This window comes from Roseateles sp. FW301-B2 (assembly GCF_058788955.1).
In genome coordinates this window covers 35,625-60,512 of sequence record NZ_JBYTBE010000023.1, presented here as the reverse complement: position 1 = coordinate 60,512, position 24,888 = coordinate 35,625, and the positions used below count along the sequence as shown (strand labels likewise).

Here is a 24,888-nt window from a genome sequence, read left to right as displayed (position 1 = left end):
CTCCGGCTCAGGTTCAGGCCGGCTTGCCGGTGGGCATGTGCTGGTCCACCGCGTCCAGCACCTGCTCGGGCGCATCGGCCTCCAGCGGGGTCTCGTTGTTGAGCTGGCGCTGCAGGCGCTCGGTATCCAGATCGCCGGTCCACTTGGCCACCACCAGGGTCGCCACGCCGTTGCCGATCAGGTTGGTGAGGGCGCGCGCCTCGCTCATGAAGCGGTCGATGCCCAGGATCAGGGCCAGGCCCGCCACCGGCACACCGCCCACCGCCGAGAGCGTGGCCGCCAGCACGATGAAGCCGCTGCCCGTCACGCCCGCCGCGCCCTTGGAGGTGAGCAGCAGCACCGCCAGCAGGGTGAGCTGCTGGGTCAGGGTCATGGGCGTGTTGGTGGCCTGGGCGATGAACACGGCGGCCATGGTCAGGTAGATCGAGGTGCCGTCGAGGTTGAAGGAATAACCGGTGGGGATCACCAGGCCCACGGTGGACTTGCGCGCGCCGAGGTTTTCCATCTTGGCCATCATGCGCGGCAGCACCGATTCGGAGGACGAGGTGCCCAGCACGATCAGCAGCTCTTCCTTGATGTACTTGATGAACTTCCAGATCGAGAAGCCATGCGCGCGGGCGATGCTGCCCAGCACCACGAAGATGAAGAGCAGGCAGGTCAGGTAGAAGCTGGCCATCAGCTGACCCAGCTGCACCAGCGAGCCCAGGCCGTACTTGCCGATGGTGAACGCCATCGCGCCAAAGGCGCCGATCGGGGCCAGCTTCATGATGTAGCCGATGATCACGAAGAGCACATGCGAGCCCTTCTCGATCAGGTCGAACACCAGGGTGCCGCGGCCGCCAAAGCGGTGCAGGGCGAAGCCGAACAGGGTGGCGATCAGCAGCACCTGCAGCATCTCGCCCTTGGCAAAGGCATCGACCACGGTGCTGGGAATGATGGCGAGCAGAAACTCGGTGGTGCTCTGCATCTTGCCGGGGCCGGTATAGGCGGCGATGCCCTTGGTGTCGAGCGCGGCCGGGTCCACATTCATGCCGCTGCCGGGGTGCACCAGGTTCACCACCACCAGGCCGATCACCAGCGCCAGGCTGGAGACGATCTCGAAGTACAGCAGGGCCAGGCCGCCGGTCTTGCCCACCTTCTTCATGTCTTCCATGCCGGCGATGCCCACCACCACGGTGCAGAAGATGATGGGCGCGATCATCATCTTGATGAGCTTGATGAAGCCATCGCCCAGCGGCTTCATGGCCGCGCCGCTCTCGGGATAGAAATGCCCCAGCGCAACCCCCACCAGGATGGCGAAGATCACCTGGGCATAGAGCGATTTGTAGAGGGCTTGTTTGGGCTTCATGGCGGCTCCTGGGCGAATTGCGCCCATGTTGCATCGCAACAGGCCCGAAGTCTGTACGTGGAATTGCAGATTTGTGCCCCAGCACGAAGGCGGCGGGCTTGTCTAGTCACAAGTCTGTGGACAAGTCTTGCGCAGTTGGGCTGTTACCCACAGGCCGGCGCCCTGCGGCCAAGTTGTTGTAGATCCATACGCCCGCAAAAGAGGGCTCCGCACACATGCTTGTGAATTCGCCAAGCCCTTGTCGCAGCTGGCAAAAGAACGCTTATCCACAGAAATGGGCCGCCTCTACTACGGCTACCAATTCAGATATCTAAAACAATTCTGTTGAAAACAGTGGGCGCCCTTTTTCTGTGCTGTTGTCCTGCTGCAGCCCCGGCGCACGCCGCGCTTGGCGCGGGCCGCCGGCCCATGCACACTCGCGGCCCATGAACATTGCCGAGCTCCAATCCCGACTGCGCGCCTTTGCCGCCGAACGCCAGTGGGAGCCCTACCAGACGCCCAAGAACCTGGCCATGGCCATGGTGGTCGAGGCCGCCGAGCTGGTGGAAATCTTCCAGTGGCTGACGCCCGAGGAATCGCAGGCGATCGCGCAGGATCCCGCCAAGCACCAGCACCTGGGCGAGGAGATCGCCGATGTGCTGCTCTACCTGCTGCAGATCGCCGATCACAGCGGCGTGGACGTGGCCGCGGCGGTGGAAGCCAAGCTGGCCAAGAACGCGCTCAAGTACCCCGCCAAGGGCTGAACAGCCATGTCCGAGACCATTGCCGTCATCGACTTCGAGACCACCGGCATGTCACCGCAGAGCGGCGGCCGTGCCACCGAGATTGCCGCAGTGCTGGTGCGCGAAGGCCGGGTGGTGGACCAGTTCCAGAGCCTGATGCAGACCGGGGTCTGGGTGCCGCCCTTCATCGAGCAGCTGACCGGCATCAGCAACGCCATGCTGGCCAAGGCGCCGCCGGCCGAGGCGGTGATGCGCGAGCTGGCCCGCTTCACGCGCGGCTGCCCGCTGGTGGCGCACAACGCGTCCTTCGATCGCGGCTTCTGGCACTTCGAGCTCGAGCGCGCCGGCTGTGAGCCCGACCCGGCGCATGAGTTCGCCTGCACCGTGCTGCTGGCCAGGCGGCTCTATCCGGAGGCACCGAACTGCAAGCTCGGCACGCTGGCGCGCTACCACGCCCTGCCCGACACCGGCCGCGCCCACCGCGCGCTGGCGGATGCGCAGACCACCGCCCATCTGCTGCTGCGCATGCAGGACGATCTGGCCCAGCGTTATGCCGCCGAGCTGGGCAATATGGCGGTGGAGCATGGCCTGCTCGCGCGCCTGCAGCGGAGCGCCAGGACGGCGCTGAAGCGCTGTGTGCAGGACTATGCCAAGACCCGCCGGCCCCATGGCCAGGCGCTGCTGCACGCAAACTGAAGTCGAAAATATCGCGCTGTCAAGCGGCCGCAAGAACGCTTTTCGCTGGGAAAATTCCGCCCTTCGTTTTCATTTTCGACCCACTGGTTCTTCGTATGCCGAGTATTCAGGTACGTCCCGCAAGCCTGCGCGACGCCAAAGCCATTGCCGAAATCCACGTTGCAGCCGTGCAGGACGCCTACAAGGGTCTGCTGCCCGAAGCCACGCTGGACAGCTTCTCGGTGCAAAAGCGCCAGGCCTTCTGGCGCGAGGCGATCGACCTCTGCGAACCCCAGGTGATGGTCGCCCACATCGACAACGAGATGATGGGCTTTGTGGGCTTCGACCGTTCGCGCGACAAGGGCACGCCCTCCAGCACCGGCGAGATCTGGGCCATGTATGCCGCTCCCCAGCATTGGGACAAGGGCGTGGGCCTGGCGCTGTGGGACGCCGCGCGCGACGGCCTGCAGGAAGAGGGCTGCACCAAGGTCACGCTGTGGACCTATCTGCGCAACGAGCGCGCACTGCGCTTCTTCGAGCTGGCCGGCTTCAAGCGCGAGCTCAACACCACCAAGACCACCGAGGTGGGCAATGTGCGCCTCGAGGAGCTGCGCCTGCAGCGCTCGCTGGTCTGAGCGGCCAGACGGCGCAAACCAAGAGAGCCCGGCATGACCGGGCTTTTTTGCGCCCGTGGCATGACTATTTAATTGCGCGTCTCAATCCGAACGCATGGGGTCAGGTCTTGCCTGAGCGCCGAGCGACTGTCGGAAAGCGCTAAAGTAATGCCTCCTTACTTTCTGACTCTCCTACAATTGCTCGCGAAGATCACCTCCAAGAATCAATTGACCCTGCCGAAAAGCGTGACAGAACCACTGGGTCCGGTGCAGTACTTCGACGTGCAAACCAAGGCTGGGCAAATCGTGCTGACGCCGGTGCGCATCCAGCGTGGCGATGCCCTCAGAGCCAAGCTGGCCGAGCTCGATCTGAGCGACAAAACCATTGAGAGGGCGCTGGGTCAGGAAAAACCGGCGGCGCCCAGAAAAACACCCGCCAGGAAAAAACCGCTTGCGGCCAAAAAAGCGGCTGCAAAACCATTGAGTGGCAGCTCGCGCCGCGTCGGCCGCAAATGAGCGGCCGGGGAAAGAAAAAAACGGCCGCGCAGGCATTGCGCGTGGCCATCGATGCGCGCGTGCTGCTAGCCAGCCTGCTGCGCGGCGACGGCCGTGCCACGGCGCTGCGGCAGGCCTGGCAGGCGGGCCGCATCCAGCCCCTGGTCAGCCCGGCGATGGCGCAACACCTGATGCATGGCCTGGCCTATTCGGGCTTCGGCTTGAACGCGGCGCAGCAGCAGGAGCTGCTGGCCGATTTCCTGCCCTATGCCGAGGTGCTGCGGCCGGCATCCAAGCCCGCGCCCGCCGCGCTGGGCGCGCCGGCCTGGTCGGCGCTGGAGCTGGCCGTTGCCGGCCAGGCCGGCCTGCTGGTGAGCGACGATCCCGCCCTGCAAGCCTGGCTGAAGCGCAGCCGCAGCGCGATGGCGCGCGCCGTGTGCGAACTGCGTACCTCTGACGCGCTGCTGGCGGACTTTTGTTGACTTGTTCGCAGAGCCCGTTGCGGGCGCTTGTTACATTGCGGCGGCTATGAGCAGTTTCGACAACAAGATCTCGAAGAACATGTGGAGGGTGGTGTTCTACGAACGCCGCCAGAACCGCGTGCAGATGGATCGCACCGGGCCCTGGTTACCGCAGAAGCAGCTGGCCATGAACTGGGCTCAATGGTTCGCCGAGCAGGGCTATTTCGTGGCCCTGCAGGACCAGGCGGGCACGCTGGAGCGCCTGCACCAGGGCCTGCCGGCCTGAGCTGGCGGGCGTCAGAGTAAACACGCTTTCAGGGCAGGGCCCAGCCCTCGGTGGCATGCGCATGCTGCTGCACGCGCATGGGGCAGAGCTTCTTGGCCACCGCCTTGTGCAGCACCGCCTCGGCCTGGGCCGCCGTCATGTGCAGGGCAAACCTGGCCCAGCGCTTTTGCACCAGCGCGTCGGCCCAGGCATCTTCCAGGGCCCAGCGGATCTCCTGCGGCTTGACCAGACCCTGACGCTGCAGCACGCGTGGCACCAGGGCCAGCACGAAGCGGTTGAAGTCGGCGCGCAGGGCGTCGGTGGGCAGCAGGGCTTCGATGCGCGCCAGACGCTGGCTCCAGCCGGGCGTGGCGAGCTGGCGCGTCACCAGGGCCTGCAAGGCCTGGATGGGGTTGAACAGGCGCAGGCGGTTCGGTGGCAGCACATGCAGCGGGATCAGCGCCGCCTGCTCGTGCGGCAGTTCGGTGACGAAGCTGCACAGCACGGCGATGCGCTGCCATGCCTGGCTGCCCAGGCCCGCGATCTCCGTGAAGGGGCCCATGGCCAGGCTGCGCGCGATCTCGCTGGCCTCGGCCCAGCCATGGCTGGCCTTGGCCCGGTTGGCGGCGGGGCTCATCACCGCGAGGTTGCCGGCGGCATAGCCGGCGTCGTCGCGCACGCGGTCGACCGAGCGCAGGTCCAGCGCATGGCGGGTGATGGGGCACCAGTCGGTGTCGAGCTGCTGCAGGTAGTTGGGCGTCAGCAGCAGGGTCTCGAAATGGCGGCCGCGCGTCCAGGCATGGGTGCGCAGCTGCAGCCACAGCAGGGTGTGCGAGCGTGCCTTCAGGGTGCGGCGGCCGAAGGTGGCCTGGCCGGCCTGCCAGCCCTGGCGCAGCGGCGAGTTGCTGAACAGATGTTCCACCGGCGGGGTGACGCCGTGGTGGGCATAGTCCCAGCCCAGTTCGAAGCCGACGCGCTTGCCGGCGGGCAGAGGCGCCAGATCCGGCATCCGGACCTCATCGGGCGTGATGCCCAGTTCGATCTGCGCCGGGATGCGCTCTTGGGTGACGCGGGGTGCTGCTGCGATCTGTGCCATGGTCTCTCTCCGGTTAAGGCACCTGCCACACGCTTGTCAGGAACCATATGGCACAGTGTGGTCGCTGGCTAGCTCATGGCGTGAGCTAGCTCAAACCACGGGTAAATACGGGAGAGGGCATGGACCGGACCGAGCGCTTCTACAAGATCGAGATGCTGATTCGCGCGCGCGAATGCGTCAGCTTCGCCGCGCTGCTGGAGGCGCTGGAGGTCTCGCCTGCCACGCTCAAGCGCGACCTGCAGTACCTGCGCGAGCGCATGGATGCACCGATCGAGTACGACGCCATGGCCAACGGCTACCGCTTCGGCCAGCAATGGCGCGGCACCAAGCATGAGCTGCCCGGCGTGTGGTTCAGCGAGAAGGAGCTGCATGCCCTGCTGACCATGCACCAGCTGATGTCCAGCCTGGACGAGGAGGGCCTGCTGACGCGCCATCTGCAGCCCATGTTCGACAAGCTCAGCGGCATGCTGGGCAGCGACGAGGCCGAGGCGCGCGAACTCACCAAGCGCGTCAAGCTCATCGTCACCGCAAGGCGGCGCGTGCCCTCCGAGCATTTCGAGACGGTGGGCAGCGCGGTGGTGAAGCGCCAGCGCCTGCGCCTGCGCTATCGCAAGCGCTCGGGCGGCGGCGCCAGCGTCAGCGAGCGCGTGGTCTCGCCGCAGCGCCTGGTGCATTACCGCAATACCTGGTACCTGGATGCCTGGTGCCACCAGAGCGAGGGCTTCCGGCGCTTCGCGCTCGATGCTATTGAGCAGGCGCAGGTCCTGGAAGAAAAGTCCAAGGCGGTGAGCAGCAAGCAGCTGGAGGCCGAGCTGGACCAGGGCTATGGCATCTTTGCCGGAGGCAGGACGCAACAGGCCACGCTGGTGTTCAGCGCCGAGGCGGCGCAATGGGTGGCGCGCGAGGAATGGCATCCCAGCCAGCGCAGCGCCTGGCTGGACGATGGCCGCTGGCGTCTGGAGCTGCCCTATGTGGACGCCACCGAGCTGCTGATGGACCTGCTGCGCCATGCCGGCCAGGTGCAGGTGGAGGCGCCGGCGGCGCTGCGCCAGGCCTATGCCAGGCGGCTCAGGGAGGCCGCAGCGGCGCTGGACTGAACGCTCAGTCGCCCTGCTGCTTCAGGCGCTCGCTGTGCCAGTAGACGTCGTCGCCGCCCAGGCCGTCGAGGTTGGCGCGGTTGAGCACGCGGGCCAGCACGAAGAGCAGGTCGGAGAGCCGGTTCAGGTACTGGCGCGGCGCCTCGTTGATGGGCTCGGCCCCGGACAGCGTGACCACGGCGCGCTCGGCGCGTCGCGCCACCGTGCGGCACACATGGGCGATGGCGGCGCTGCGCGTGCCGGCCGGCAGGATGAATTCCTTCAGTCGCGGCAGGTTGGCGTTGTGGTCGGCCAGGGCCTGGTCCAGGCGCAGCACCGCATCCATCTTCAGCAGCGCATAGCCGGGCATGCAGAGTTCGCCGCCGAGGTTGAAGAGCTCGTGCTGGATGGTGATGAGCAGCTCGCGCACATCCTCAGGCAGGGGCTCGGCCAGCAGCACGCCGAGCTGGGAGTTGAGCTCGTCCACATCGCCCATGGCCTGCACGCGCAGGTGGTTCTTGGGCACGCGGCTGCCATCGCCGAGGCCGGTGGTGCCGTCGTCACCCGTGCGGGTGGCTATCTGGGAAAGTCGGTTTGCCATCTTTGTTCTGATGCTCAGCGGCCGGTAAAGCCCGCATCTTGCCTTACTCAAGCCCGGCCCGCGCCGGGCACCCGGAAGGTGTTCACCAACTCGGCCAGGTGCTGGGCCTGCTCACGCAAGCTCATGCCGGCCGCGGCCGTCTGCTCCACCAGGGCGGCGTTCTGCTGCGTCAGCTCGTCCATGTGCGAGACCGCCTCGTTGATTTGCACCAGGCCGCCGGTCTGCTCGGTGGAGGCCTGGCTGATGCGCGCCACCAGCTCGGCCAGGCTGCGGATCGAGCTGACCGTGTCCTGCATGGTGACGCCCGCGCCGTTCACCAGCTTGGCACCCGCGCCGACCTGATTGACGCTGGTGGCGATCAGCTGCTTGATCTGCTTGGCGGCCTCGGCGCTGCGCTGTGCCAGCGCACGCACCTCGGAGGCCACCACCGCAAAGCCGCGCCCCTGCTCGCCGGCGCGGGCCGCCTCGACGGCGGCGTTGAGCGCCAGGATATTGGTCTGGAAGGCAATGCTGTCGATCACCGCGATGATCTCCTCGATCTTGCGGCTGCTGGCCTCGATATCGCCCATGGTGCTGATGATCTGCGCCACCGCCTGGCCGCCGGTCAGCGCGACCTCGCAGGCGCGCTGGGCCAGGCCGCTGGCCTCGGCGGCCTGGTCGGCGTTGCTGCGCACCGTCACGGTCAGCTCTTCCATCGAGCTGGCGGTCTGCTGCAGCGCCGAGGCTTGCTGCTCGGTGCGTTGCGAGAGGTCGTTGTTGCCCTGGGCCAGTTCCTGCGAGGCCTGGGCCACATGGTCGGCATTGCCGCGCACCTCGCCAATCACGCCGCGCAGGCCGTCGCGCATCGCCAGCAGCGACTGGTTGAGCTGGCCGATCTCGTCCCTGGAGCTGGCATCCACATCGCCGCTCAGATCGCGGCGCGCGATCTGGTCGGCCAGCACCACCGCATGGCCCAGCGGCACGATGATGCTGCGCGAGATGCCGCGCGCCACCAGCAGGATGACCGCCATCATCAGGGCCAGCAGGATCAGCACGATCCAGCTGCTCCATTGCAGTTCGCGCACACGCTGGCTCAGCAGCTTCTCCAGCGCATCCATGGCCTGCTCGCCGCAGACGAACATCGCGTCGATGGTCTTGGTGTAGCTGGCGATGTAGTCGGGCGCCGGGTACTTGAGTTCGGTGGCGGCGACAAGTTCCTGGCGCGTCAGCTGCAAGGAGCCCTCCACCTGGCTTGCCAGGTTGGTGATGGCGCCGGCGAGCTGACGCTTCAGCTCGGCGTCGACGGCAAAGCTTTTCTCGAAGGCCGTGACCATGCCGCTGTGCTGGTCGGAGGCCTGCTGCACCAGGCCGGTCAGCAGGGTGCGGCCTTCCGGACCGATCTGCGCCTCGGCCAGGAAGCCGGCTCCGCGCGCACGCGCCTGACCCATGGCCTCGGTGGCCAGCGGCAGCTTGACCAGGCTGGCGGTGATGAGGAAGTAGGTGGCGGCCTCGGGGTCCAGGATCAGGCCCGACTGGTCGACCAGCTGATCGAGCAGCTTGAAGTAGACCGCGATCAGCTGCGCATGCTTGCTGCTGCTCTGTGCTGCCTTCAACGACTTGGCATCCACCTCGCCGGACAGCGCCTGCCACTGCTGCTGCGCGTTCTGCCAGGTCTTGCGCATCGGCTCGGTCAGCTCCAGCCGGGTCAGCATGCCGTCCACCTTGGCGAACTGCTTCTTGACCTCGGCGTTCTTGGCGGCGCGCGCGTCCTGCACCGCGTTGTTACCGCCCAGCTGCGCGGCCGAGAGGCCACGGTGTTGCTGGGTCAGTTGGGTGAGTTTGACGAGCTGGCGCGCCGGCGCCAGGCCTTCGAGTTCACCCTCGGCGGCGGCGGCCAGGTCGCGCGCCTGCTTGATCTGGAAGGCCGAGGGGATGCTGAGTGCCAGCAGGACGAGCAGGCTCAACAGCAGGAGCTTGCGGCGGATGGTGAGTCGGTTCAGCAGGCTCATGGAGATTCTCCTCAGAGCGCAGAAAGGGCGGCAGCCATGCCACCCGAACGACTCAGCGCGTGCTCCCACCTGTGCTCTTGGGCAACAGGACCGCTGACTTGGCTTTTGCTAGTCTACGCAGCCGTGCGAACGCCGGCCAGCCCTTATTCGCGGCAGGGTATCAGCCGCGCCGGCCGCTGCGATGAAAGTCGGGCTTGCGCGCCATCTGCGAATGTGCCGGCTCGGTGGGTTCCGGGAAAGCGGCGCCATGATGCAGCTCGGTGGGCGGTGGCGGCACCGGGGGACTGGGGGCCTTGAACAGGTTCAGCACGATGGCCGGCAAGAGATCAAAGCGCACCGCGCCGGCCAGGGCCAGCACCAGCACCAACAGGATCAGCAGGGATGAAGCAAGGTCGGACATGGATGGCCTCCGGGCTGTGCGCGTGTAAGGATGGTGGCACTGCGAGCGCGGGTGCACAAGTGGCGCGGCTTGCGTGATCACAAGCATTCAGCATGGGTTCAGCCCCGGCTTCCTAGAATGCCTGTTCCACCGGCCCGGAGGATTCCGCCATGAACGCTGCCCTGCCTCGCGATCTGCTGCCCGACTATGCGCCGCGGCCCCTGCCTCCGGCGATGCTGGAGGCCTTGCAGGCGCGCTTTGGCAGCCGATGCTCGGTGGCGCTGGCGCTGCGCGAGCAGCATGGCCGGGATGAGTCGCCCTTCGACGTGCCGCCGCCCGATGCGGTGGTGTTTGCCGAAACGAACGAGGAGGTGGCCGTGGTCGTGGCGCTGGCCCAGCAGCACCGCGTGCCGGTGATCCCCTATGGCGCCGGCACCTCGCTGGAAGGCCATCTGCTGGCGGTGCAGGGTGGGGTGAGCCTGGATGTGTCGCGCATGAACAAGATCCTGCGTGTGCATGCCGAGGACCTGACCGTGACGGTGCAGGCCGGCGTGACGCGCAACCAGCTCAACAACGAGCTCAGGCACCAGGGCCTGTTCTTCCCGATCGACCCGGGTGCCGATGCCTCGCTGGGCGGCATGGCGGCCACGCGCGCCAGCGGCACGAATGCGGTGCGCTACGGCACCATGCGCGAGAACGTGCTGGGCCTGACGGTGGTGACGGCGCAGGGCGAGATCGCGCAGACCGGTTCGCGTGCGCGCAAGAGCAGCGCCGGCTACGACCTGACGCGCCTGTATGTGGGCAGCGAGGGCACGCTGGGCGTGATCACCGAGCTCACGCTCAAGCTCTATCCGCTGCCCGAGGCGGTGTCGGCGGCGGTGTGCTTCTTTCCCAGCATCGATGCGGCGGTGCAGACCACCATCCAGATCATCCAGATGGGCGTGCCGATCGCGCGCTGCGAGCTGCTGGACGCCAACACGGTGCGTGCGGTGAACCTGCACGACCGCCTGGGCCTGCGCGAGTCGGCCATGCTGCTGATGGAGTTCCATGGCTCGCCGGCCAGCGTGGCCGAGCAGGCCGCCACGGTGCAGGAGATTGCGCGCGAGTTCGGTGGCGAGGACTTCGACTGGGCCACCACGCCCGAGGCGCGCAGCAAGCTCTGGACCGCGCGCCACCATGCCTACCTCTCGGCCCTGCAGACGCGGCCGGGCTGCCGCTGCGTCACCACCGATACCTGCGTGCCGATCTCACGCCTGGCCGAGAGCATCAATGCCTCGGTGCAGGAGGTGGAGGAGGCCGGCATTCCCTACTTCATCGTCGGCCATGTGGGCGACGGCAATTTCCACCTCGGCTATCTGATCGACCCGGCCAAGCCCGCGGAGCGCGAGACCGCCGAGCGCCTCAGCCATCAGATGGTGGCGCGCGCGCTGGCGCTGGAGGGCACCTGCACCGGCGAGCACGGCATCGGCCTGCACAAGCAAGGCTTTCTGGTGGAAGAGGCGGGCGAGGCCGCGGTGGCGCTGATGCGCACGCTCAAGCGCGCGCTCGACCCGCACAACATCATGAACCCGGGCAAGATCTTCCGGATCTAGCGCTCAGCTCAGCTCAGTTCAGCTCGCTGACGCTGTAGCTGGGCGTGTCGCTGCCGCTCGCATAGCTGGCGGTGACGGTGTAGCGCTTGGTGGCGCCCGCCGCGCTGATCTGCACCGCATAGACCACGCTGGCGGCGGCCGAGGCGGTGACCTCCACCTTGGCGCTGGCAGCGTTGCTGGCGGCCAGCGTGGCGATCGAGCCCAGGGCGGGCCGCGAGGCCTTCAGTTCCCAGGGCTTGAGCAGGTAATCGATCTTGTTGCCGCTGCCGCTGGCCCAGTAGGGCTGGCGCACCTGGGCGTTGGCCAGGCGGTACTGGCTGTTGGTGAGCGGGCCTTCCAGCTGGACCTTGCTGAGCACCAGATCGCCGATGGTGAGGGTGGGGGCACCGCTGGCGTCGTAGTCCACCGTGGCCACCGAGCTGTCGGGGCCGAAGCTGTAGTCGCCCAGCTTGCCGGCGAAGGCCGTGGTGCTGAGCTTGAGGTGGGCGTTGGCGTAGCTGCTGGCCTTGGTGTCGATCTCGCTGAGGAAGTCGATGCGGTACTGGCCGCTCAGGCTGATGGCGAGCCCGTCGACCGGGCCGGCCAGGTTGGTGAAGCTCATCGCGATGAAGCTGCTGGCCGGGATCTTGACGGCGTCGGCGGCGAAATTGGCCTCCACCGTGGCCGAGCCGGTGCAGGGGCCGGTGAACAGCTCCAGTTCCACACAGGTGAAGGCCTCGACCGCCTGCGCCTTGCCGAGCGCCAGCACCTGGGCGCTCGGCCGGTTGGCCGCCGCGGCATTGGCCGCCGCGGCATTGGCCGCCGCGGCATTGGCCGCGGCCGCACTGGGGCTGCCCAGGTCGAACAAGGGGTTCTGGCCCAGCACCACGCTCTTGCTGACCGCCGTGTTGGCGGCGCTCAGGCTGCCCTCCACCGCCTTCTGCGCCTCGGAGCTGGCGGCGTAGAGGTTGTCGGTGGGGCTGCTGCTGTCGGAGGAGCCGCCGCCACCGCAGGCGGCCAGCGCGGCGGCCAGGCCGAGGGCCGCCAAGCGGCCGGGCCGCGGGTTGATGAGCACAGACATGGGGAACTCCCTGAGCGAGCGATAGCCAGCAAATTCTAGGAGTCGGCAGCCGCTTCGCGCGTCGCAAGTAGGGCGGCTAAGCCCCGCTATTGACCTGTTCAGCCCCCCTTCAATGTTCGGGGGCGGGCACGCTCCAGCGCTGGGTGATGTCGCCCAGGGCGTTGGCGCTTTCCAGGTGCACGCCAAAGCCCCACAGCCTTGCCACATGCTTGAGCACCTCCTGCGCGGTTTCATGCAGGGGGCGGTCCATATGCTGGGTGTGGCGCAGGGTCAGCGAACGGTCGCCGCGCAGATTGACGTTCCAGACCTGGATATTGGGCTCGCGGGTGGAGAGGTCGTACTGCTTGGACAGGGCCTCGCGCACATGCTGGTAGCCGGACTCGTCGTGGATGGCCGAGATCTCGTAGTCCTTGAGCTTCTCGTCGTCGACGATGGAGAAGAGGCGGAACTCGCGCATCAGATTCGGGCTGAGGTACTGGCCGATGAAGCTCTCGTCCTTGAAGTTGCGCATCGCATGGTGCAGGGTGGGCAGCCAGTCGCTGCCGGCGATGTCGGGGAACCAGCGCCGGTCCTCCTCGGTGGGCTGCTCGCAGATGCGCTTGATGTCGGTGTACATCGCGAAGCCCAGCGCATAGGGATTGAGGTTGGCCATGGGCTGCTGGGCGATCACATTGGTGTGCGACTTCAGCCACTCGATCATCATGCCGTCGCTGAGGTAGCCGTCGTCATACATCTGGTTCAGCAGGCGGTGGTGCCAGAAGGTGGCCCAGCCCTCGTTCATCACCTGGGTCTGGCGCTGCGGATAGAAGTACTGGGCGATCTTGCGCACGATGCGCACCACCTCTCGCTGCCAGGGTTCCAGCAACGGCGCGTTCTTCTCGATGAAGTAGAGGATGTTCTCCTGCGGCTCCTCGGGGAAGCGGCGCGCGCTTTGCGCCTCGGCCTCCTTGTCGGCGCGGCGCGGCAGGGTGCGCCAGAGGTCGTTGATCTGCTGCTGGGCGTAATGCTCGCGGTCCTTGAGCCTGGCGCGCTCCTCGGCCAGCGAGAGCTTGGCCGGGCGGCGATAGCGGTCCACGCCATGGTTCATCAGCGCGTGGCAGGAATCCAGCAAGGCCTCCACCGCCTCCATGCCGTGGCGCTCCTCGCATTCGGCCACATAGTTCTTGGCATAGACCAGGTAGTCGATGATGGACGAGGCGTCCGTCCACATGCGGAACAGGTAGTTGCCCTTGAAGAAGCTGTTGTGGCCGTAGCAGGCATGGGCGATCACCAGCGCCTGCATGGCCATCGTGTTCTCCTCCATCAGGTAGGCGATGCAGGGGTCGGAGTTGATGACGATCTCGTAGGCCAGGCCCATCTGGCCGCGCTTGTAATTGCGCTCGGTGGCGATGAACTCCTTGCCATAGCTCCAATGCCGGTAGTTCACCGGCATGCCCACCGAGGCGTAGGCGTCCATCATCTGCTCGGCGGTGATGATCTCCAGCTGGTTGGGGTAGGTGTCCAGGCCATAGCGCTCGGCGGTGGCACGGATCACGTCGTGATATTCGTCGATCAGCTCGAAGGTCCAGTCGCTGGGCGATGCCAGGTGCTGGCTGGGGCGCCTGGGCAGGGGCTTCATCTCGCGCAGCGGCTCGGGCGTGCGGCGGCCGCCGTATTCGCCGCTGTCCGAGGCCCTTCCGATATTGCGGCGGTTCTCGATCTGGCTCATGTGCTTGCTCCTTCCTTCTTGAACAAGTCACGGAACACCGGGTAGATCTGCGCCACCTCCACCGCCTTGCGCATCGCGAACGGATAGCCCTCGTCGGCCAGCTTGCAGTATTCCTCCCAGAGGTTCTGCTCCTGCTCGGCCACCTGCACATAGGCGAAGTAGCGGCACAGGGGCAGGATCTTCTCGGCCAGCAACTCGCGGCAGCGGCCGCTGTCGTGGTGCCAGTTGTCGCCATCGCTGGCCTGGGCGCCGTAGATATTCCACTCGGTGGGGGAATAGCGCTCGCGGATGATCTGTTCCATCAGCACCAGGGCCGAGGAGACCACCGTGCCGCCGGTTTCGGTGGCGTGGAAGAAGTTCTGCTCGTCCACCTCCTGGGCCTGGGTGTGGTGGCGGATGAAGACCACGTCGATCTTCTCGTAATGCCGCGTCAGGAACAGGTAGAGCAGGATGAAGAAGCGCTTGGCCAGATCCTTGCGCGATTCGTCCATCGAGCCCGACACATCCATCAGGCAGAACATCACGGCTCTTGTGGTCGGCACCGGCACGCGCACGCGGCTGCGAAAGCGCAGATCGATGGGATCGAGAAACGGGATCCTGGCGATGCGTTCCCTCAGCAGCGCGATGCGCGCCTCGGTCTCGGCGATCAGGGCCTTCACATCGGGCTTGTTGGCGTCCTCCCGCTTGAGCAGCTCCAGGCGTTCCTCCAGCTCGTGCAGCTCGCGCCGCTTGCCCATGCCCAGCGCGATGCGCCGGCCTAATGCGCCGCGCATCGAGCGCACCACGTGCAGATTGGTGGGCGTGCCATCGCTGGTGTAGCCGGCCCGGTGCGTCTTGTACTCGGGGGTGTCGGCCAGCGTGGTGCGCGCCAGATTGGGCAGGGCCAGGTCCTCGAAGAAGACCTGCATGAACTCTTCCTTGCTGAGGTGGAAGACGAAGTCGTCCTCGCCCTCGCCTGAGTCGCTGGCCTTGCCGCCGCCCTGACCCTGGCCGCCTCCCTTGGGCTTGGGCACGCGGTCGCCCTTCACATGCTCGGTATTGCCCGGCCGCACCACCTCGCGGACGCCGCCCTCGCCATGGCCGAACACCGGCTCGCTGAGGTCCTTCTTGGGGATGTGCACATCCTCGCCGCGCTCCATGTCGCGGATACCGCGCCCGTCCACGGCGCGGCGCACCGCCTCGCGGATCTGCTCCTTGTGGCGGCGCAGGAAGCGCTCGCGATTGCCTATGGACTTGTTCTTTCCCGAGAGCCGCCGATCAATGATCTGTTGCAGCATTTGTGCTCCTGGTTCAAGAACTCTTGCGCACTCTCAAGTACCACTCGCAGAGCAGGCGCACCTGCTTGGCCGTGTAGCCCTTGTCCACCATGCGCTGCACGAAGTTCTCGTGCTTCTTGGCCTCGTCGGCACTGGCCTTGGCGTTGAAGCTGATCACCGGCAGCAGCTCCTCGGTGTTGGAGAACATCTTCTTCTCGATCACCGTGCGCAGCTTCTCGTAGCTGGTCCAGGCCGGGTTCTTGCCGGCGTTGTTGGCGCGCGCGCGCAGCACGAAGTTGACGATCTCGTTGCGGAAGTCCTTGGGGTTGCTGATGCCGGCCGGCTTCTCGATCTTCTCGAGCTCGGCGTTCAGGGCCGAGCGGTCGAACACCTCGCCGGTGTCGGTGTCGCGGTACTCCTGGTCCTGGATCCAGTAGTCGGCATAGGTGACGTAGCGGTCGAAGATGTTCTGGCCGTACTCGCTATAGCTTTCCAGGTAGGCGGTCTGGATCTCCTTGCCGATGAACTCGGCATAGCGCGGCGCCAGATGCTCCTTGATGAAGCCGATGTACTTGTCTTCCAGCTCCTTGGGGAACTGCTCGCGCTCGATCTGCTGCTCCAGCACATACATCAGGTGCACCGGATTGGCCGCCACCTCGCTGGAATCGAAGTTGAAGACCTTGGAGAGGATCTTGTAGGCAAAGCGCGTGGAGACGCCGCTCATGCCCTCGTCGACGCCGGCATAGTCGCGGTACTCCTGGTAGCTCTTGGCGCGTGGGTCGGTGTCCTTGAGGTTCTCGCCATCGTAGATCTGCATCTTCGAGTACAGCGAGGAGTTCTCGGGTTCCTTCAGTCTCGTGAGGATGGCGAACTGGCTCATCATCTTGAGCGTGCCGGGGGCGCACTTGGCGTCGGACAGCGATGAGCCGCGGATCAGCTTCTCGTAGATCTTCACCTCTTCGCTGACGCGCAGGCAGTAGGGCACCTTGACGATGTAGATGCGATCGAGGAAGGCCTCGTTGTTCTTGTTGTTGCGGAAGGTCTTCCACTCACTCTCGTTGCTATGCGCCAGCACGATGCCGTCGAAGGGGATGGCGCCAAAGCCCTCGGTGCCCTTGAAGTTGCCTTCCTGCGTGGCGGTCAGCAGCGGGTGCAGCACCTTGATGGGGGCCTTGAACATTTCCACAAACTCCAGCAGGCCCTGGTTTGCCAGGCAGAGGCCGCCGGAATAGCTGTAGGCATCGGGATCGTCCTGCGCGTAGGTCTCGAGCTTGCGGATGTCGACCTTGCCCACCAGCGAGGAAATGTCTTGGTTGTTTTCGTCACCCGGCTCGGTCTTGGCCACGCCGACCTGCTTGAGCACGCTGGGGTAGCGCTTCACCACCTTGAAGCGGCGGATGTCGCCGCCGAACTCGTCCAGGCGCTTCACCGCCCAGGGGCTGAGGATGCGGTTCAGATAGCGGCGCGGGATGCCGTATTCCTTCTCCAGCAGCGGGCCGTCCTCGGCCGCGTCGAACAGGCCCAGCGGCGATTCGTTCACCGGCGAACCGGCCAGCGCATAGAAGGGCACATGCTCCATCAGCTGCTTGAGGCGCTCGGCGATCGAGCTCTTGCCGCCGCCCACCGGGCCCAGCAGATAGAGGATCTGCTTCTTCTCTTCCAGGCCTTGCGCGGCATGGCGGAAGTAGCTCACCACCTGCTCGATCGCATCCTCCATGCCGTAGAACTCGGCGAAGGCGGGGTAGAGCTTGATGGTCTTGTTGGCGAACAGGCGCGAGAGGCGCTGGTCGTGGCGGGTGTCCACCGTATGCGGCTCACCGATGGCCTGCAGCATGCGCTCGGCGGCGCTGGCGTAGGCGAGGGGATTGCGCTTGCACTCGGCGAGGTATTCCTCAAGCGTGAGTTCCTCGACGCGGGTGCGTTCGTAGCGTGCGGCAAAACTGCTGATCACGTCCATGCTGACCTCCTGTGTTCGTGGGAGGCGACGCCGGATCCGGCAGCGATGCTGGCGTCGTCTGGGAAGTTCTGGCGGCGTCCTGAATCAAGGCGCCGTCAGAGCTTTCCTGAGCTCGGCATGTCTACAGCTTCGATCAAGGCAAGCGTGTCAATGCTTTGAAAAAGAGGGCAGTTGGCGCCGCCCAAATTCGATCGCTTGACACCATGCTACGCCCATCCGCCATCATGTGCGCGGCAGGCGACGTGATGCCCTTCACACTGCCTTCAGCGTGTTGCGCGCACGGCCAGTTGACAGCTGTTTGCATGGCCCGAGTTTGCATGAAAAAAGCCGTGCGCTCCGGCACGGCTTCGTTGCATTGCTGCTTTGCTTTTTACTGCGGACCGCGCAGCCTGTCGATCAGGCCGTTGAGCTCGTCGAGCGAGCCGAACTGGATGCTGAGCTCGCCCTGTTCGCCGCGCTTGGTGCGCTTCTTCACCACGATCTCGACCTGTGCGGTGAGCAGATCGGACAGCTCTTCCTCGAGCCGCAAGAGGTCGCGGCTCTTCTCGTTCTTGACGCGCAGCAAGGGCGTCTGGCGGCCCGCGCCCTGGCGCTGCACCAGCTTCTCGGCCTCGCGCACGCTGAGCTTCTTGGCGGCGATCTCGGTGGCGCAGGTGATCTGGTGCGCGCCGTCCAGGGCCAGCAGGGCGCGTGCGTGGCCCATGTCCAGATCGCCCGCCATCAGCATGTTCTGCACCGGGCTGGCGAGCTGCAGCAGACGCAGCAGATTGCTGGCGGCACTGCGCGAGCGACCCACTGCCTGGGCGGCCTGTTCGTGCGTGAGACCGAACTCCTCGGTGAGGCGCTTCAGACCCTGCGCCTCTTCGAGCGGATTGAGGTCCTCGCGCTGGATGTTCTCGATCAGGGCCATCGCCGCGGCGGCCTCGTCGGGCACCGCCTTCACCAGCACCGGCACCTCGCGCAGGCCTGCCAGCTTGGCGGCGCGGAAGCGCCGTTCGCCGGCGATGATCTCGTAGCGCACCGCGCCATCCGGCTTGATGGGGCGCACGAGGATGGGCTGCATGATGCCCTGCGCCTTGATGCTCTCGGCCAGCTCGTAGAGCGAGCCTTCGTCCATGCGCGTGCGCGGCTGGTACTTGCCGGCCTGCATCTGCTCCAGCCTCAGTTGGCTGGGCTCGCCGTCACCGGCGGGTGCGGCGGATTCGCTGACTTTGGGGCCGAGCAAGGCCTCCAGGCCCATGCCCAGGCCCTTGGGTTTTTTTGTCACCATAGGGCGCGATTGTCCCTTACTGCCGGAGTTGGCCCAGCAGGGCCTGGCCGGCGGGCCAGCCGCCCAGTCCGGACGCCGTGTTGAGATGGCCCAGCGCGCCGGCGATCACCAGCTTGGCGCCCCAGTCGGCGGCCATTTGCGCGCCGCGCTCCGGTGCACAGAAGGGGTCATCGCTGCTCACCACCGCGATGGCGGGAAAGGGCAGGGCGCGGCGCCGGATCGGCCGCCAGTTGTGCAGCTGTGGCGGCATGTCATCGCGCTCGGTATCGGGCGGCGCCACCAGCAGTGCGCCCGCCACGCGGGCGCTGTGCCGGCTGTGCTCGGCCCAGCTGGCCACCAGCTGGCAGCCCAGGCTGTGCGCCACCAGCAGGGCCGGCCGGTGCAGCAGGCGGGCGTCGTTCAGGAGCACCTCGTCCAGGCGCGCCATCCAGTCGCCACGGCGCGGCCAATCCCAGTCGGCCTGCTCGATGCGCTGGTGGCCCAGCTCGCGCTCCCAGCGGCTCTGCCAATGCTCGGGATCCGAGTTCAACCAGCCGGGCAACAGGTATACAGGGTGATCCGACATGCTTTGGCTTTATGCTTTCAGTCCTTTTGTTTGGATTGTGCTGGAGAAGTCATGACGTACGCGGTGTTTGTGGATGGCCAGGAGGGCACGACGGGCCTGCGTATTCACGAGTACCTGGCCCAGCGCCAAGACATCGAGGTGCTGCGCATTGACGCCGACAAGCGCAAGGACGCCACCGAACGCGCGCGCCTGCTGAACGCCGCCGATGTGGCCTTTCTCTGCCTGCCCGACGCCGCCTCGCGCGAGGCCGCGGCCATGATCAGCAATCCCAACACCTGCCTGATCGACGCCAGCACCGCGCACCGCACGGTGCCGGGCTGGACCTTCGGCCTGCCCGAGCTGTGCAAGGGCCAGCGTGAGGCCATCCGCGCCGCCAAGCGCATCGCCAACCCGGGCTGCCATGCCAGCGCCTTTATCCTGGCGCTGCGCCCCTTGGTGGACGCTGGCCTGCTGGGCGCTGAGGCGCTGGTCTCGGCCACCTCCATCACCGGCTACTCGGGCGGTGGCAAGAGCATGATTGCCCAGTATGAAGCTGGCGGCGATGCCAGGCTGCAGGCCCCGCGGCCCTATGCTCTGGGCCTGACGCACAAGCACCTGCCCGAGATGATGGCGCACACCGGCCTGCGCCATGCGCCGGTGTTCCAGCCCATCGTCGGCAATTTCTACAAGGGCCTGGCGGTGAGCGTGCCCCTGCACCTGAGCCAGCTGCGCGCCGGCAGCACGCCCGCGCAGGTGTGCGAGGCCCTGGCCGCGCATTACGAGGGCGAGCGCTTCATCCGCGTGATGCCGCTGCGCGACCCCGCCACGCTGGAAGACGGCTTCTTCGATGTGCAGGCCTGCAACGACACGAACCGGGTGGACATCTTTGTGTTCGGTAGCCCGGACGACAAACCTGGCCAGATCCTCATGATGGCACGCCTGGACAACCTCGGCAAGGGCGCCAGCGGTGCCGCCGTGCAGGCGATGAATGTGCACCTGGGCGTGGAAGAAAGCCTGGGCCTTTGAGCGCGCTGCGGCAATGGCGGCGTGACGAGGAGGTGCCGCAGGCCGCGCTGGATGCGGTGCGCGAGGGCGTATTCATCCACGGCCGCCAGCAGGCCCAGGGCAGCGATGCGCGTGACATTGCCTGCGCCCTCTACGAAGGCGATGAGCTGCTGGCGGGCGCTACCGGCCGCACCGAGTTCGGTCGGCTCTATGTGAACTATCTCTGGGTGGAGGCCGATCGGCGCGGCGAGGGGCTGGGCGGCGCATGCCTGCGCCAGCTCGAGGCGCAGGCGCTCAAACGCGGCTGTGTGGACGCGCTGATCGAGACCCTCTCGGACGAAACGGCGCAGATCTACGAGCACCTGGGCTACGCCTGCATCGCCCATGTGCATGACTATGTGCCGGGCTTCACCCGCCACATCCTGCTCAAGGTCTGGAAGCCGCGCGACTGAGCGTCGCTCATGCCGCGGCGCGCGGATCGTGGCTGCGGTAGTGGTAGCGATAGGCCTGGATGAAGCCCAGCCGGCGGTAGAGGCGCTGTGCCACGGCGTTCTCGGTGCCGACCTGCAGATAGGCCGCGCACGCGCCCTGCGCTGCCGCCTGACGCAAGAGGGCGCGGCACAGCTGCTCGCCATGCCCCTGGCCGCGCTGATCGGCCGGCGTGAAGATGTCGAACAGGCCGACCATGTCGCCCTCGCGTGCGAACTGGCCGCAGCAGAGCAGGGCGCTGTCGTTGCTGCGTTGCAGCAAAAACCCCTGATAGGGAACGGCCGAGGCCTGCATGCGTTCGGCATGGGCAGCAATTTCGGTGGCGCTGGAGCCGCGCAGCAGGCCCACCGCCCGCGCATAGGTATCCGCATCCACCGCCCGCAAGACCTGACCCTCGGGCAGGCCCTGCCATGCCGCATCGACGAGATGCGCGCGCACCATCACATCGGCAGCGTCGAACTCGAACCAGCCGCGCCCGGCCAACTGTTGGTCCAGGTCGGCGGGCTGGCTGTAAGGGGTGATGCGCAGCACCAGCGGCAGGCCGGCGGCGTCGAAGCTGGCCTGGCAACGCGCCAGCAATTCATCCAGCGGCAGGCTGCCGGCCTGCAGGGCGTTGATGCAGCGCGAGCGCTTGGCTTTGCCGGGGGAAAGGCGTATCAGCCAGCCATCCACCCAGGCCTCCTGCGGCGGTGCGCTGGCGTTCAGGCCGGCCTGCTCGGCGCGCTGCGCCAGCGCCGCCAATGCTGCGGTGTCCACCGTCACATCGTGGCGATGCGCCGCACCATCTCGCGGGCAAAGTCCACAAAGGCCTGGGCACCCTTGGAGCTGGGGTCGAACACGACGCCGGGCAACCCATAGCTGGGCGCCTCGGCCAGGCGCACATTGCGCGGGATCACGGTGTCGAACACCTTGTCGCCGAAATGCGCCTTGAGCTGGTCGCTGACCTGGTTCTGCAAGGTAATGCGCGGGTCGAACATGACGCGCAGCAGGCCGATGATCTGCAGATCGGCATTCAGATTGGCATGCACCTGCTTGATGGTGTTGACCAGGTCCGACAGACCTTCCAGCGCGAAGTACTCGCACTGCATGGGCACCACCACGCCATGGGCGCAGCACAGGCCGTTGAGCGTCAGCATCGAGAGCGAGGGCGGGCAATCGATCAGGATGAAGTCGTAGTCGGCGCTGGCGGCGGCCAGGGCAGTCTTGAGGCGGCGCTCGCGGCGCTCCAGCTCCACCAGCTCGACCTCGGCGCCCGCCAGCTCGCGGTTGGCGCCCAGCACGTCGTAGCCGGCCTTCTCGCTGTGCTGCTTGGCCTCGGCCACGCTGGCGGATTCCAGCAGCACGTCGTACACGCTCAGTTCCAACGCGCGCTTGTCGATGCCCGAGCCCATGGTGGCGTTGCCCTGCGGGTCCAGATCCACCACCAGCACGCGCTGGCCCACCTTGGCCAAGCCGGCGGCAAGGTTGACGGTGGTGGTGGTCTTGCCGACCCCACCTTTTTGATTGGCAACGCAGAAGATCTTGGCCATGGTCTTTTATTTTGTGCAGGCAGGATGGTAGCCGCGATGCGAAGCGGCCATGGTGAGATCAGCCCTTGGGTTTGATCCAGATGAGACAGCGCTGCGCATCCAGGCCTGGCACCTGCAGTTGTTCCACGTGAAACACATCCAGGTCGGCCGGCAGGGCCGCCAGTTCTTCCGTGGGGTGTTGGCCCTTCATGGCCAACCAGATCGCGCCGGGTTTCAGGTGTGCCCGGGTGAGGGTGGTGAAGTCCAGCAGCGAGGCAAAGGCGCGCGAGGTGATCAGGTCAAAGGCCGGCACCTTGAGCGCCTCGACCCTTGAGTGTTCCCCGTGCAGATTGGATAAGCCCAGCTCCGCCGCTACCTGCTTGATAAAAGTGGCCTTCTTGGCCACGGCATCCACGCAGGTCACATCGATGCCCGGCTCGCAGATGGCCACCACCACGCCCGGCAAGCCACCGCCGCTGCCCACGTCCATCATGCGCAGAGCTTGGCCTTGGGCATGGCGGCGCAGCGCCGGCAGCAGGCTCAGGCTGTCCACCAGATGCTGGGTCAGCATGGCCTGGGGGTCGCGCACGGCGGTGAGGTTGTAGACCTTGTTCCATTTCTGGATCAGGTCCAGATAGGCGAGCAGTTGGTCCAGTTGCTTGTCGCTGAGCGTCAGGCCCAGGGTCTGCGCGGCCGCTTGCAGGGGGGCGCGCAGGGATGCGATGTCGGTCATGCGGCGGCGTTGCTGTCGTCGTTGGAGGCAGGGGTGGAGCCGTCGAAGCCCTTGAAGCGGCCCTTCTTGAGGTGCACCAGCAGCAGGGAGATGGCGGCCGGGGTCACGCCCGAGATGCGCGAGGCCTGGCCCAGGGTCTCGGGCAGGTGCTTGCTGAGCTTCTGCCGCACCTCGAAGGAGAGGGCGCTGACCTGGCTGTAGTCCAGCTCGGCGGGCAGGCGCAGGTTCTCGAAATGCGCGGCGCGGGCCACATCCTCGACCTGCTTGTTGATGTAGCCGGCGTACTTGACGCTGGTCTCCACCTGCTCGATCACGGCCGCGGCCAGGGTCTCGCCCAGCTCGGCATTCAAGGAAGCGCGCGAAACATCGGCCTCGGGGCGGGCAATACGGCTCACCTCGGTCAGGGTGTCGAACACCACGCCGGGGCGGCGCAGCAGGTCGATCAAGGTGTACTCGCGCTCCAGGGCCTTGCCCACCAGGCGCTCGGCGTCGCCGGCCGGCAGGATGCCGGGATGCACCCAGGTGGACTTGAGCTTCTCTGTTTCACGTGAAACAGCATCGCGCTTGCGGTTGAAGGCATCCCAGCGTTGATCGTCCACCAGGCCCAGTTCGCGGCCGACCTCGGTCAGGCGCAGGTCGGCGTTGTCCTCGCGCAGCTGCAGGCGGAATTCGGCGCGGCTGGTGAACATGCGGTAGGGCTCGGTCACGCCCTTGGTGATGAGGTCGTCCACCAGCACGCCCAGGTAGGCCTGGTCGCGTGCCGGCAGCCAGGGGCCGCGGCCTTGCACCTGCAGGGCGGCGTTCAGCCCGGCGAACAGGCCCTGGGCGGCGGCTTCCTCATAGCCCGTCGTGCCATTGATCTGCCCGGCGAAGTAGAGGCCGTGGATGGCACGGGTTTCGAAGCTGCTCTTCAGCTCGCGCGGGTCGAAGTAGTCGTACTCGATGGCGTAGCCGGGGCGCAGGATATGCGCCTCTTCCAGGCCGGGAATCGAGCGCACGGCGGCCAACTGGATATCGAAGGGCAGTGAGGTGGAGATGCCGTTGGGGTAGAACTCGTGCGTTGTCAGGCCCTCGGGCTCCAGGAAGATCTGGTGGCTGTCCTTGTCGGCAAAGCGGTTCACCTTGTCTTCGATGCTGGGGCAGTAGCGCGGCCCGACGCCCTCGATCACGCCGGTGAACATGGGGCTGCGGTCGAAGCCCGAGCGGATGATCTCGTGCGTGCGTGCCGAGGTGTGCGTGATCCAGCAGGGCAGCTGGCGCGGGTGCTGGGCGGCGTTGCCCAGGAAGCTGAACACCGGCACCGGGTCCAGGTCACCGGGCTGCTCCTGGCACTTTGAAAAATCGATGCTGCGGCCGTCGATGCGTGGCGGCGTGCCGGTCTTGAGCCGGCCCTGCGGCAGCTTCAGCTCCTTCAAGCGCGCCGAGAGCGAGACCGCCGGCGGATCGCCGGCGCGGCCGGCGCTGTAGTTCTGCAGGCCGATATGGATGCGGCCATCGAGGAAGGTGCCGGCCGTCAGCACCACCGCGCGGGCGCGGAACTGCAGGCCCGACTGGGTGACGGCGCCGACCACGCGATCGCCCTCCACCATCAGATCGTCCACCGCCTGCTGGAACAGCCACAGGTTCGGCTGGTTCTCCAGGCGCTGGCGGATGGCGGCCTTGTAGAGCACGCGGTCGGCCTGGGCGCGGGTGGCGCGCACGGCCGGGCCCTTGGAGCCATTGAGGATGCGGAACTGGATGCCGGACTCGTCGGTGGCCGCGGCCATCGCGCCTCCCAGGGCGTCGACTTCCTTGACCAGATGGCCCTTGCCGATGCCTCCGATCGAGGGGTTGCAGCTCATCTGGCCCAGGGTCTCGATATTGTGGGTCAGCAGCAAGGTGCTGACGCCCATGCGCGCGGCGGCCAGCGCGGCCTCGGTGCCGGCATGGCCGCCACCGACCACGATGACGTCGAATTCCTTGGGATAGAGCATGGGGAGTGGGCCTCGATTCGGCGCCGTCGCAGGGATGTGCAAAGTGGCGCGGGCAAACCCTGGATTTTACGCA

The 24,888-nt window shown here is 66.5% G+C and carries 25 protein-coding genes; 10 read left to right on the top strand and 15 right to left on the bottom strand.

Annotation, left to right across the window (positions count from 1 at the left end):
• Nucleotides 1-13: 13 nt before the first annotated feature.
• Nucleotides 14-1,348 carry a dicarboxylate/amino acid:cation symporter gene (locus tag AC3WQY_RS16240; RefSeq protein WP_285234507.1) on the bottom strand — a complete coding sequence of 445 codons (1,335 nt, stop codon included), beginning with the start codon at nt 1,346-1,348 and terminating at the stop codon, nt 14-16.
• A gap of 425 nt (nt 1,349-1,773) precedes the next feature.
• On the opposite strand from AC3WQY_RS16240, the gene AC3WQY_RS16235 reads away from it, so the two are divergent.
• The 6 genes from AC3WQY_RS16235 (at nt 1,774) to AC3WQY_RS16210 (ending at nt 4,601) form a co-directional block, all read left to right on the top strand.
• Nucleotides 1,774-2,091: a nucleotide pyrophosphohydrolase gene (locus tag AC3WQY_RS16235; RefSeq protein ID WP_285234508.1), complete on the top strand. Its 318-nt coding sequence runs from the start codon at nt 1,774-1,776 to the stop codon at nt 2,089-2,091.
• 6 nt (nt 2,092-2,097) lie between these two features.
• Nucleotides 2,098-2,766: a 3'-5' exonuclease gene (locus AC3WQY_RS16230; RefSeq protein WP_285234509.1), complete on the top strand. Its 669-nt coding sequence runs from the start codon at nt 2,098-2,100 to the stop codon at nt 2,764-2,766.
• Between the two features lie 95 nt (nt 2,767-2,861).
• The gene (locus AC3WQY_RS16225) at nt 2,862-3,380 is read left to right on the top strand and encodes a GNAT family N-acetyltransferase (RefSeq protein ID WP_285234510.1); all 519 of its coding nucleotides are present in this window, start codon (nt 2,862-2,864) and stop codon (nt 3,378-3,380) included.
• 177 nt (nt 3,381-3,557) lie between these two features.
• Nucleotides 3,558-3,875 carry an AbrB/MazE/SpoVT family DNA-binding domain-containing protein gene (locus tag AC3WQY_RS16220; RefSeq protein ID WP_492709625.1) on the top strand — a complete coding sequence of 106 codons (318 nt, stop codon included), beginning with the start codon at nt 3,558-3,560 and terminating at the stop codon, nt 3,873-3,875.
• Nucleotides 3,876-3,916: 41 nt separating this feature from the next.
• Nucleotides 3,917-4,336 carry a PIN domain-containing protein gene (locus AC3WQY_RS16215; RefSeq protein ID WP_492709624.1) on the top strand — a complete coding sequence of 140 codons (420 nt, stop codon included), beginning with the start codon at nt 3,917-3,919 and terminating at the stop codon, nt 4,334-4,336.
• 46 nt (nt 4,337-4,382) lie between these two features.
• Nucleotides 4,383-4,601 carry a hypothetical protein gene (locus tag AC3WQY_RS16210; RefSeq protein WP_285234513.1) on the top strand — a complete coding sequence of 73 codons (219 nt, stop codon included), beginning with the start codon at nt 4,383-4,385 and terminating at the stop codon, nt 4,599-4,601.
• 28 nt (nt 4,602-4,629) lie between these two features.
• On the opposite strand, the gene AC3WQY_RS16205 is transcribed toward AC3WQY_RS16210, so the two are convergent.
• Nucleotides 4,630-5,676 carry a hypothetical protein gene (locus AC3WQY_RS16205; RefSeq protein WP_492709623.1) on the bottom strand — a complete coding sequence of 349 codons (1,047 nt, stop codon included), beginning with the start codon at nt 5,674-5,676 and terminating at the stop codon, nt 4,630-4,632.
• Between the two features lie 119 nt (nt 5,677-5,795).
• Here AC3WQY_RS16205 and AC3WQY_RS16200 point away from each other — a divergent pair, with 119 nt between their 5' ends.
• Nucleotides 5,796-6,773 carry a helix-turn-helix transcriptional regulator gene (locus AC3WQY_RS16200; RefSeq protein WP_285234515.1) on the top strand — a complete coding sequence of 326 codons (978 nt, stop codon included), beginning with the start codon at nt 5,796-5,798 and terminating at the stop codon, nt 6,771-6,773.
• Nucleotides 6,774-6,777: 4 nt separating this feature from the next.
• On the opposite strand, the gene AC3WQY_RS16195 is transcribed toward AC3WQY_RS16200, so the two are convergent.
• The 3 genes from AC3WQY_RS16195 to AC3WQY_RS16185 form a co-directional block, all read right to left on the bottom strand.
• The gene (locus tag AC3WQY_RS16195; RefSeq protein WP_492709622.1) at nt 6,778-7,353 is read right to left on the bottom strand and encodes a cob(I)yrinic acid a,c-diamide adenosyltransferase; all 576 of its coding nucleotides are present in this window, start codon (nt 7,351-7,353) and stop codon (nt 6,778-6,780) included.
• A 47-nt stretch (nt 7,354-7,400) separates the two neighbouring features.
• Nucleotides 7,401-9,341, bottom strand: coding sequence for a methyl-accepting chemotaxis protein (locus AC3WQY_RS16190; protein ID WP_492709621.1), 1,941 nt, complete (start codon nt 9,339-9,341; stop codon nt 7,401-7,403).
• Nucleotides 9,342-9,501: 160 nt separating this feature from the next.
• Nucleotides 9,502-9,741 (bottom strand): hypothetical protein, encoded by a 240-nt coding sequence (locus AC3WQY_RS16185; RefSeq protein WP_285234518.1) that lies wholly within the window; start codon nt 9,739-9,741, stop codon nt 9,502-9,504.
• Between the two features lie 149 nt (nt 9,742-9,890).
• Between AC3WQY_RS16185 and AC3WQY_RS16180 the strand changes: the two genes are divergently transcribed.
• Nucleotides 9,891-11,312, top strand: a complete 1,422-nt coding sequence (locus AC3WQY_RS16180; protein WP_492709620.1) for an FAD-binding oxidoreductase — start codon at nt 9,891-9,893, stop codon at nt 11,310-11,312.
• 13 nt (nt 11,313-11,325) lie between these two features.
• Here AC3WQY_RS16180 and AC3WQY_RS16175 read toward each other — a convergent pair whose 3' ends face one another.
• The 6 genes from AC3WQY_RS16175 to AC3WQY_RS16150 form a co-directional block, all read right to left on the bottom strand.
• Nucleotides 11,326-12,372, bottom strand: a complete 1,047-nt coding sequence (locus AC3WQY_RS16175) for a hypothetical protein (protein WP_492709619.1) — start codon at nt 12,370-12,372, stop codon at nt 11,326-11,328.
• 109 nt (nt 12,373-12,481) lie between these two features.
• Nucleotides 12,482-14,080: a SpoVR family protein gene (locus tag AC3WQY_RS16170; protein WP_425334676.1), complete on the bottom strand. Its 1,599-nt coding sequence runs from the start codon at nt 14,078-14,080 to the stop codon at nt 12,482-12,484.
• Nucleotides 14,077-15,357, bottom strand: a complete 1,281-nt coding sequence (locus tag AC3WQY_RS16165) for a YeaH/YhbH family protein (RefSeq protein WP_492709618.1) — start codon at nt 15,355-15,357, stop codon at nt 14,077-14,079. The genes AC3WQY_RS16170 and AC3WQY_RS16165 overlap by 4 nt, the downstream gene beginning before the upstream one ends.
• 13 nt (nt 15,358-15,370) lie before the next feature.
• Nucleotides 15,371-17,293, bottom strand: coding sequence for a PrkA family serine protein kinase (locus AC3WQY_RS16160; protein ID WP_285234522.1), 1,923 nt, complete (start codon nt 17,291-17,293; stop codon nt 15,371-15,373).
• A gap of 370 nt (nt 17,294-17,663) precedes the next feature.
• Entirely contained in the window at nt 17,664-18,563 is a 900-nt protein-coding gene (locus tag AC3WQY_RS16155) for a ParB/RepB/Spo0J family partition protein (protein WP_285234523.1), read from the bottom strand.
• A 16-nt stretch (nt 18,564-18,579) separates the two neighbouring features.
• On the bottom strand, nt 18,580-19,128 hold the full coding sequence (locus tag AC3WQY_RS16150; protein WP_492709617.1) for an RBBP9/YdeN family alpha/beta hydrolase: 549 nt from the start codon (nt 19,126-19,128) through the stop codon (nt 18,580-18,582).
• 51 nt (nt 19,129-19,179) lie between these two features.
• Here AC3WQY_RS16150 and argC point away from each other — a divergent pair, with 51 nt between their 5' ends.
• Nucleotides 19,180-20,133: an N-acetyl-gamma-glutamyl-phosphate reductase gene (gene argC, locus AC3WQY_RS16145; protein WP_492709616.1), complete on the top strand. Its 954-nt coding sequence runs from the start codon at nt 19,180-19,182 to the stop codon at nt 20,131-20,133.
• On the top strand, nt 20,130-20,564 hold the full coding sequence (locus tag AC3WQY_RS16140) for a GNAT family N-acetyltransferase (protein ID WP_492709615.1): 435 nt from the start codon (nt 20,130-20,132) through the stop codon (nt 20,562-20,564). Before argC ends, AC3WQY_RS16140 begins: the two co-directional genes overlap by 4 nt.
• A 7-nt stretch (nt 20,565-20,571) precedes the next feature.
• Here the strand turns inward: AC3WQY_RS16140 and AC3WQY_RS16135 are convergent, their stop codons facing one another.
• Genes AC3WQY_RS16135 through mnmG form a run of 4 tightly spaced genes read right to left on the bottom strand, consistent with a single transcriptional unit; the run spans nt 20,572 to nt 24,815 of the window.
• Nucleotides 20,572-21,357, bottom strand: coding sequence for a GNAT family N-acetyltransferase (locus AC3WQY_RS16135; protein WP_492709614.1), 786 nt, complete (start codon nt 21,355-21,357; stop codon nt 20,572-20,574).
• A 2-nt stretch (nt 21,358-21,359) separates the two neighbouring features.
• Nucleotides 21,360-22,130, bottom strand: a complete 771-nt coding sequence (locus AC3WQY_RS16130) for a ParA family protein (RefSeq protein ID WP_285234528.1) — start codon at nt 22,128-22,130, stop codon at nt 21,360-21,362.
• A gap of 58 nt (nt 22,131-22,188) precedes the next feature.
• The gene (gene rsmG, locus AC3WQY_RS16125) at nt 22,189-22,842 is read right to left on the bottom strand and encodes a 16S rRNA (guanine(527)-N(7))-methyltransferase RsmG (RefSeq protein WP_492709613.1); all 654 of its coding nucleotides are present in this window, start codon (nt 22,840-22,842) and stop codon (nt 22,189-22,191) included.
• Nucleotides 22,839-24,815 carry a tRNA uridine-5-carboxymethylaminomethyl(34) synthesis enzyme MnmG gene (gene mnmG, locus AC3WQY_RS16120; RefSeq protein WP_492709612.1) on the bottom strand — a complete coding sequence of 659 codons (1,977 nt, stop codon included), beginning with the start codon at nt 24,813-24,815 and terminating at the stop codon, nt 22,839-22,841. Before mnmG ends, rsmG begins: the two co-directional genes overlap by 4 nt.
• Nucleotides 24,816-24,888: the final 73 nt, after the last annotated feature.